We start from the raw sequence: 6,698 nt of genomic DNA, 5'->3' as shown, positions 1-6,698 counted from the left end.
CCCCAGCCAGTGCGGCAGGGAGGTGTCGAACTCGGCCGCCTCGCCGGGCGGCAACGTCAGGTCGCGCTCACCGACCACCAACCGCAGACGACCATTGAGCACGTACAGCCACTCGAATCCCGCGTGGGTCTGCGGCGTCGGTTCGAGCGGTCGCGGCCGAGCGGGGATGATCATCTTGAACGCCTGCGTACCACCCGGCCGCCTGGACAGCGGCACGAAGACCATCCCGAACCGCCGGATCGGCTTCAGATGGATCCGGGGATCGCCCGTCCGCGGGGCGCCGACGAGGTCGTCCAGCGGGACGTCGTAGGTGCGGGCCAGCGGCAGCAGCAACTCCAGGGTCGCCCGACGCTGACCGCCCTCCAGCCGGGACAGGGTGCTCTCCGACACCCCGGTGGCCGCCGAGAGGTCGGCGAGGGTCAGGCCGCGGTCGCGGCGCAGCGCGCGCAGGCGCGGGCCCACCACGTCGAGTACGTCCTCTGTTTCGCGGTCCACGAGACCATCTTGCCAGAACAGCAAGTTTCCGTGCCAGATCGTGGTGGTCGCGGTGAGACTTGGCGCGTCTCGACACGAGGAGCTCCGATGAACACCACCAACGCGGTCACGTTCTGGGACGGCGTCCACGCGGCCCGGCCGGCGGCCACCGACCCGCGGCCCAACGACCGTCTCACCGAGACGGTCACGGGCCTGCCGCCCGGTCACGTGCTGGACCTCGGATGCGGCGACGGCGGCGACACGCTGTGGCTCGCCCGCCGGGGATGGCACGTCACCGCCGTCGACATCTCGGCCGTGGCGGTCGAGCGTCTGGCGGACCTCGCCCGCTCACACGGCCTGGAGGACCTGGTCACCGCCGAGCGGCACGATCTGCACACCTCCTTCCCCCGGGGCCGCTTCGACCTGGTCTGCGCCCACTACCTCCACACCTTCTTCGACCTGGACCGGGACACCGTCCTGCGCGGGGCCGCGCACGCGCTGCGCCCGGGCGGGCTGCTGCTGGTCGTCGACCACGGCTCGACCGCACCGTGGTCGTGGAACCAGGACCCCGACGTCCGGTACCCGTCGCCACGGGAGGTCGCCGAGGGTATCGGTCTGGACCCGGCGACGTGGAGGGTCGAGCGTGCCGACACGCCCCGCCGGGTCGCGACCGGCCCGGACGGGCGCACCGCCGAGGTCACCGACCACGTCCTGCTCGTCCGACGCACCGCCTGACCCACCGCACCGGCCCCTGCCGAGAAGGAGGAGACCACCATGCCCGCCGTCTCCCACCACCGCGACACCCCGCCGCCCCGGACCGGAAGCAGCGAGACCGAGACCCTGCGCGCCTTCCTCGACTACCTCCGGACCTCGATCGCGGCGAAGGTCGAGGGCGCCCCCGAACCGCGGGCCCGAACGGCCATGGTGCCCTCGGGCACGAACCTGCTCGGCCTGCTCCACCACCTGACCCTCGTCGAACGCTCCACGTTCCTCGGGGAGCACGTCGCCGACTGGCAGGCCACGTTCCACGCCGCACCAGCGGACGGCGTGGCCGATGTCGTCGCCCGCTACCGCACGGCGGTCGGGCGCGCGAACAGGGTCCTCGACGGGTGCACCGATCCCGGCGCACCGGTTCCCCGGCCACGGGCCGGACGGCCCGCTCCCAGCGTCCGCTGGGCCCTGGTCCACATGATCGAGGAGACCGGTCGCCACGCGGGCCACGCCGACATCCTCCGCGAACTGATCGACGGCGCGACCGGACGCTGACCCCGGCGCCTTCCCCGGGACCGGGGAACAGGTGGCCGGTATCCGCTCCGCGGGTACCGGCCACGGCTTCGGTTCACGGGCGCGGGAAGCGGGCGCGCACCGCGTCGATGAAGGTGTCCCGGGACGTGGGCCCGTCGAACCGGAGCCGGTCGTAGGCGGTGAACGCCGGTTCCAACGCGTCGAGTTCGTCGACCAGGGCGTGCAGCCGCTCGGACCACTGTGCCGAACCGGCATCCGGCTCCTCCGCCGCGGCACGGATCTCGGCCGTCAGGTGGTCCTTGCGCCGGATGGCCGCCGGAGTGACCGAACGCAGGCACACGTACCGTCCGCTGAGGTAGGCGTCCCACTCCGCCCGGCCGGTGCCCGGGTCGGCCCAGTGAGCGGTGAACCATGTTTCGAGCAGGTCCACTCCGCCGGCTTCGTCGGCGAGGGCGAACAGGTCGGTCGGCACCATCTCGGCGCCGTCGGAGCGCAGGTATCCCGGAAGCGGCAGGCGCCGCCCCAGCATCAGGCGGCGGACCGCGTCGGCGTCGCGGCCATGGAGCGCGCACAGTTCCTCCAAGGCGACGAACCGCGCGCTGACGTACGCGTCGTCGGCGTCGGTCATCGGATGGTCGCCGTTGACCTCGCGAAAGCGCTCGGCGAGCTGCCGCTTCGGGTCTGTCTCCGTCATGGGGTGGTCCTCCGGCCTCACCAGCGCGGGGGTCTCCCGCGCGGGGGACAGCACGCTATCGGCCGGATGGTTCGGTGCTCGCCGAACCATCGGAGGGGCCGCGACGCCGTGAGGGCGTCCACACCCCCGCCTCCCGTCGTCGAGGACCCGCGCCCCGGACGGATCCACCGACCGCTGAGGCGCCACCGACACATCCGGCGGTGGGCCCCCTCGTTCCCGGTCGCCGCCTAACCGCGGGAGGCGGTCCCGGTCGCGCGGATCCCGTCGAGGAGGAAGGCGGTGCGGCGGTCGTAGTCCTCGCGGCGCGGACGGTCCCCGTGTTTGAGGGCGAGCGCGTTGTCGGTGATCAGCGCCTGGAGGTCGTCCGCGGTGAAGTCGGAACGCAGCGCGCCCGCGGCGCGGCCCGCCGCTACGACCTCGTCGTTGAACCCGCCCGCGGTCCGGCAGATCTCCATGAGCTGCCGTGAGCGGGGGAACTCCCGCAACATGACGTCATTGGCGGCGGGCTGGCGGTACTGGAGGTCGCGGATCTCGGCGATGTAGTACCCCGCCCGCTCCCCGGCGTCGGCGATGGAGCGGGCGCGGTCGATGATGGCGTACAGCTCGGCCGCGACGAGCTCCTCGATGACGGCTTCGATGAGGCCGATCCGGCCGCCGAACCGGTTGAAGATGGTGGCCTTGCTCACCCCGGCCGCCTTGGCGACCTCCTCCAACGGCACGCCCAGGCCCCGGTCCCGGAAGGCGCCGATCGCGGCGCTGCGGATCTGCTCGGCGTTGCGCCTGGCGTCGGCGCGCAGCCGGGGCCGTGAGGAGGCCTCACCGGTCATGTTCGCCCGCCCTCTCACGCCGTTCCGAAGAAATTGACTCGATGAGTCAGGTTACCTAGGGTGGCTGGCGCGCACGAAATTGACCACGCTGGTCAACTTGGGTGCGGGTGACTGATCGGTGCCCGGAGGGCGCCACGACCGCCACCGCCCGACAGCACCGCCACACGAGGCGGACCCCAGGAAGGGACACGAGCATGATCGTCGTCACCGGAGCGACCGGCGCCCTCAACGGCGCCACGGTCGAGCACCTCCTCAAGCGCGTTCCGGCACACCGCGTCGGCGTCAGCGTGCGCGACGTCGACCGGGCGCGACACCTCGCCGACCGGGGCGTGCGCGTCCGACAGGGCACCTACGACGATCCGGCCGCCCTGCGCGACTCGTTCGCCGGTGCCGAGCAGGTGCTGCTCGTCTCCTCGAGCGATCTCGGCGCCGACGTGGTCGCACAGCACCGCAGGGCGATCGAGGCCGCGGTCGAGGCGGGCGCCGAGCGGATCCTGTACACCAGCGCGCAGGGCGCCGCCAGCGACGGCCCGTACCCGCCCCTGGCCATCCACGCCGCCACCGAGGCGATCCTCGCCGACTCGGGGGTCGCCTGGACCGCACTGCGCAACGGATTCTTCGGAGACCTCAACCAGTTGCTCGGCCCGTGGCGGCGGACCGGAGTGATGGCGCACCCGGCGGACGGTCCCGTCGCGTGGATCGACCGTGCCGACGCCGCCGAGGCCGCGGCGATCATCCTCACCGGTGACCGCCCCTTCGACGGCCCCGTCCCCCTCACCCCGACCGACGCCGTCACCATCGACGACTTCGCCGCGATCGCCTCCGAACTCACCGGCCGCACCATCAGGCGCGTCGTCGTCGACGACGAGCAGTGGATCGCCGACCAGGTCGCGAACGGCACCCCGGAGCATGCGGCCCGGTTCACGCTCACCATGTTCCGGGCCACCCGCACGGGCTACTTCGCACGGGTCGACCCGCTGCTGGCCGAACTCCTCGGCCGCGAACCCCGCAGCGCCGCCGAACAGCTCTCGGACCACATCGCCGCCTGAGGCGTTCCTCCCCCCGACCTTTGATCCTCCCCGGGAGAGGACCGGCCCGTCGCCACCGAGATCGAAGAACTGGTGGCGGACTCCGGGGCAGGCCACACCTCCGCGGTCAGGGGACGATCCCCTCGCTCTCGGGGCGCACGTTGCCCAACACCCGCGTGACCGCGATCTCGATCACCACCCGGTTCGGGTTGGGGCGCGGCCGCCGGTACCGCAGGGTGTACCGGCGCTCCGCCTCGGCGACCGCGTCCTCCTCACGGCTGACCGTGGCCTCGCCCTCCAACGTCGACCACCACCGCCCCTCCACCTGGCACACCGACACCCGCGTGCCCGGACGCGCCGCCAGGTTGACGGCCTTGTAACTGGAGCCGGAGGAGATCACCCGGGCCAGGTGCCGCTCGGGGTCGTAGGTCACCCCCACCGGAACCTGGTGGATGCTGCCGTCCGGGCGCGGGGAGGCCAGCGTGCACAGGCGTCGCTCGCTCCAGAACGCCACGAAGGGGTCCTGTGGCCCCGTCTCCTCGGCTGCCGTTCCGGGTTCCTCGGGCACTGTCTCGTCGGGCACGGGGATTCGTCTCCAGGGGTCGGTGGACATGCCAGGACACCAGCATCCCAGCACGTCCGCGCAGGTCCGCGTGGGGGCGGGCACGGCCGCCGGACGGCTCCGCACGCCCTCCTGCCGGGTACTGACAGACCCTCCCACGGGCGCCGTTCCCGGTGGTCCACTGGTTCCATGAGCGGCCGACGCACACGCGGCCGCTTCTCCGTCCCGCCGCGAGAGCGGCGCCCGCCCCTCGCGCGGGGCGGAAGCACCATCCACCGCGAGACTTCTGAGGAGATCCATGTCCCTCGTGCGCGCCTACACGGCCACCGCGCCGAACGCGCCGCTGACGCCGGGCACGATCGAGCGCCGCGCGGTCGGCCCGAAGGACGTCCTGATCGACATCGCCTGGGCGGGAATCTGCCACTCCGACATCCACACCGTCCGCGGTGACTGGGGCGAGGTCCCCTACCCGCTGACCGTCGGCCACGAGATCGCCGGTGTGGTGGCCGAGGTCGGGTCCGAGGTCACCCGCCACAAGGTGGGCGACCGGGTCGGTGTCGGCTGCATGGTCGACTCCTGCCGCGAGTGCGCCAACTGCCTGGCCGGTGTCGAGCAGTACTGCCTGCGCGGGTTCACCGACACCTACAACGGCACCGACCGGGACGGGAGCGTCACCCAGGGCGGCTACTCCCAGCGCATCGTGGTCGACGAGCACTTCGTGCTGCGCGTCCCGGAGTCGATCCCGTTCGAGAAGGCCGCACCGCTGCTGTGCGCGGGAATCACCACCTATTCGCCGCTGCGCACCTGGAACGCCGGTCCCGGTACGAGGGTCGCCGTCGTGGGTCTGGGCGGCCTGGGGCACATGGCGGTCAAGATCGCCCACGCCATGGGCGCCGAGGTGACGGTGCTCTCCCAGAGCCTGAAGAAGCGCGAGGACGGGCTGCGGTTCGGCGCAGACCACTACCACGCCACCAGCGATCCGGCCACCTTCGAACGGCTGGCCAACACCTTCGACCTCATCATCAACACGGTCAGCGCGCCCATCGACCTGGACGCCTACCTGAACCTGCTGGCGCTGGACGGCACGATCGTCAGCGTGGGCGCCCCGCCCGCGCCGGTGCCGGTCACGCTGTTCACGCTGTTCGAGAACCGCCGGTCGTTCGCCGGTTCCAAGATCGGCGGCATCGCCCAGACCCAGGAGATGCTCGACTTCTGCGCCGAGCACGGCATCGCCCCCGAGGTCGAGGTCGTCGGCGCCGACCAGATCAACGACGCGTGGGAGCGGGTGCTGGCCTCCGACGTGCGGTACCGGTTCGTCATCGACGCCTCGACCCTGGGCGGTGACTGATCCGCGTTCCGGTCGGGTGAAACGGCGGTGGGGGAGACGCGTCGGTCTGAGCCGCCTTCCCCACCGTTCCGGTCACCGTTCGTTTGATGTGCATGACAGCGAGTCCCGGGTCCTCGGTGTGTTCCGACCGGGGCTCCGCCGTGGAGGGGAACGGGGATGTCGGAGAGAGCAGCGGGCGGAAACGGGTTCGCGGGCAGGGTCGTGTTCATCACCGGGGCCGGGGCGATGGGCATCGCCGGTCAGGCCGCCTACGCCGCCGCCAAGCACGGCGTCGTCGGGATGACCGAGTCCGCCGTGCTGGACTACGCCGACTCGGGCGTGTGCGTCAACGCCGTGTGCCCGGGCATCATCGACACCCCGATGATGGACCGCTTCTCCGGAGGCACCCCCGAGGGCCGTCGGCGGGTGATCGACCAGGAACCCGTCGGACGCATGGGCCGTCCCGAGGAGATCGCCTCCGCCGTCCTGTGGCTGTGCTCGGACCTGGGGGCCTTCACCGTCGGCCACGCCCTGGTGGTGG

9 protein-coding genes are annotated in these 6,698 nt (G+C 72.1%); 5 read left to right on the top strand and 4 right to left on the bottom strand.

From position 1 onward, the window contains the following. The coding region (locus D455_RS0102555; RefSeq protein ID WP_017569202.1) for a helix-turn-helix domain-containing protein at positions 1 to 495 on the bottom strand (495 nt) is incomplete at its 3' end. A gap of 87 nt (positions 496 to 582) precedes the next feature. On the opposite strand from D455_RS0102555, the gene D455_RS0102550 reads away from it, so the two are divergent. Beyond that, positions 583 to 1,209, top strand: a complete 627-nt coding sequence (locus D455_RS0102550; protein WP_017569201.1) for a class I SAM-dependent methyltransferase — start codon at positions 583 to 585, stop codon at positions 1,207 to 1,209. Positions 1,210 to 1,248: 39 nt separating this feature from the next. Then, on the top strand, positions 1,249 to 1,740 hold the full coding sequence (locus tag D455_RS0102545; RefSeq protein ID WP_017569200.1) for a DinB family protein: 492 nt from the start codon (positions 1,249 to 1,251) through the stop codon (positions 1,738 to 1,740). Between the two features lie 73 nt (positions 1,741 to 1,813). On the opposite strand, the gene D455_RS0102540 is transcribed toward D455_RS0102545, so the two are convergent. Both D455_RS0102540 and D455_RS0102535 read right to left on the bottom strand, forming a co-directional pair. Then, a complete protein-coding gene (locus D455_RS0102540; protein WP_017569199.1) occupies positions 1,814 to 2,413 on the bottom strand; it encodes a DUF6058 family natural product biosynthesis protein in 600 nt (199 codons plus the stop codon). A 227-nt stretch (positions 2,414 to 2,640) separates the two neighbouring features. Then, entirely contained in the window at positions 2,641 to 3,240 is a 600-nt protein-coding gene (locus D455_RS0102535) for a TetR/AcrR family transcriptional regulator (protein WP_017569198.1), read from the bottom strand. 194 nt (positions 3,241 to 3,434) lie between these two features. On the opposite strand from D455_RS0102535, the gene D455_RS0102530 reads away from it, so the two are divergent. After that, positions 3,435 to 4,289 carry an NmrA family NAD(P)-binding protein gene (locus D455_RS0102530; RefSeq protein ID WP_017569197.1) on the top strand — a complete coding sequence of 285 codons (855 nt, stop codon included), beginning with the start codon at positions 3,435 to 3,437 and terminating at the stop codon, positions 4,287 to 4,289. A gap of 106 nt (positions 4,290 to 4,395) precedes the next feature. Here D455_RS0102530 and D455_RS0102525 read toward each other — a convergent pair whose 3' ends face one another. Next, positions 4,396 to 4,851 (bottom strand): TIGR03618 family F420-dependent PPOX class oxidoreductase, encoded by a 456-nt coding sequence (locus D455_RS0102525; RefSeq protein ID WP_017569196.1) that lies wholly within the window; start codon positions 4,849 to 4,851, stop codon positions 4,396 to 4,398. Between the two features lie 277 nt (positions 4,852 to 5,128). On the opposite strand from D455_RS0102525, the gene D455_RS0102520 reads away from it, so the two are divergent. Then, on the top strand, positions 5,129 to 6,178 hold the full coding sequence (locus D455_RS0102520; RefSeq protein ID WP_017569195.1) for an NAD(P)-dependent alcohol dehydrogenase: 1,050 nt from the start codon (positions 5,129 to 5,131) through the stop codon (positions 6,176 to 6,178). Between the two features lie 156 nt (positions 6,179 to 6,334). Continuing rightward, positions 6,335 to 6,698: SDR family oxidoreductase (locus D455_RS28990; RefSeq protein WP_017569194.1), on the top strand; the 364-nt coding region annotated here is incomplete at its 3' end.

It is taken from the genome of Nocardiopsis halotolerans DSM 44410 (assembly GCF_000341065.1).
Taxonomy (GTDB): domain Bacteria; phylum Actinomycetota; class Actinomycetes; order Streptosporangiales; family Streptosporangiaceae; genus Nocardiopsis; species Nocardiopsis halotolerans.
This window is presented reverse-complemented; position numbering and strand designations above follow the sequence as displayed.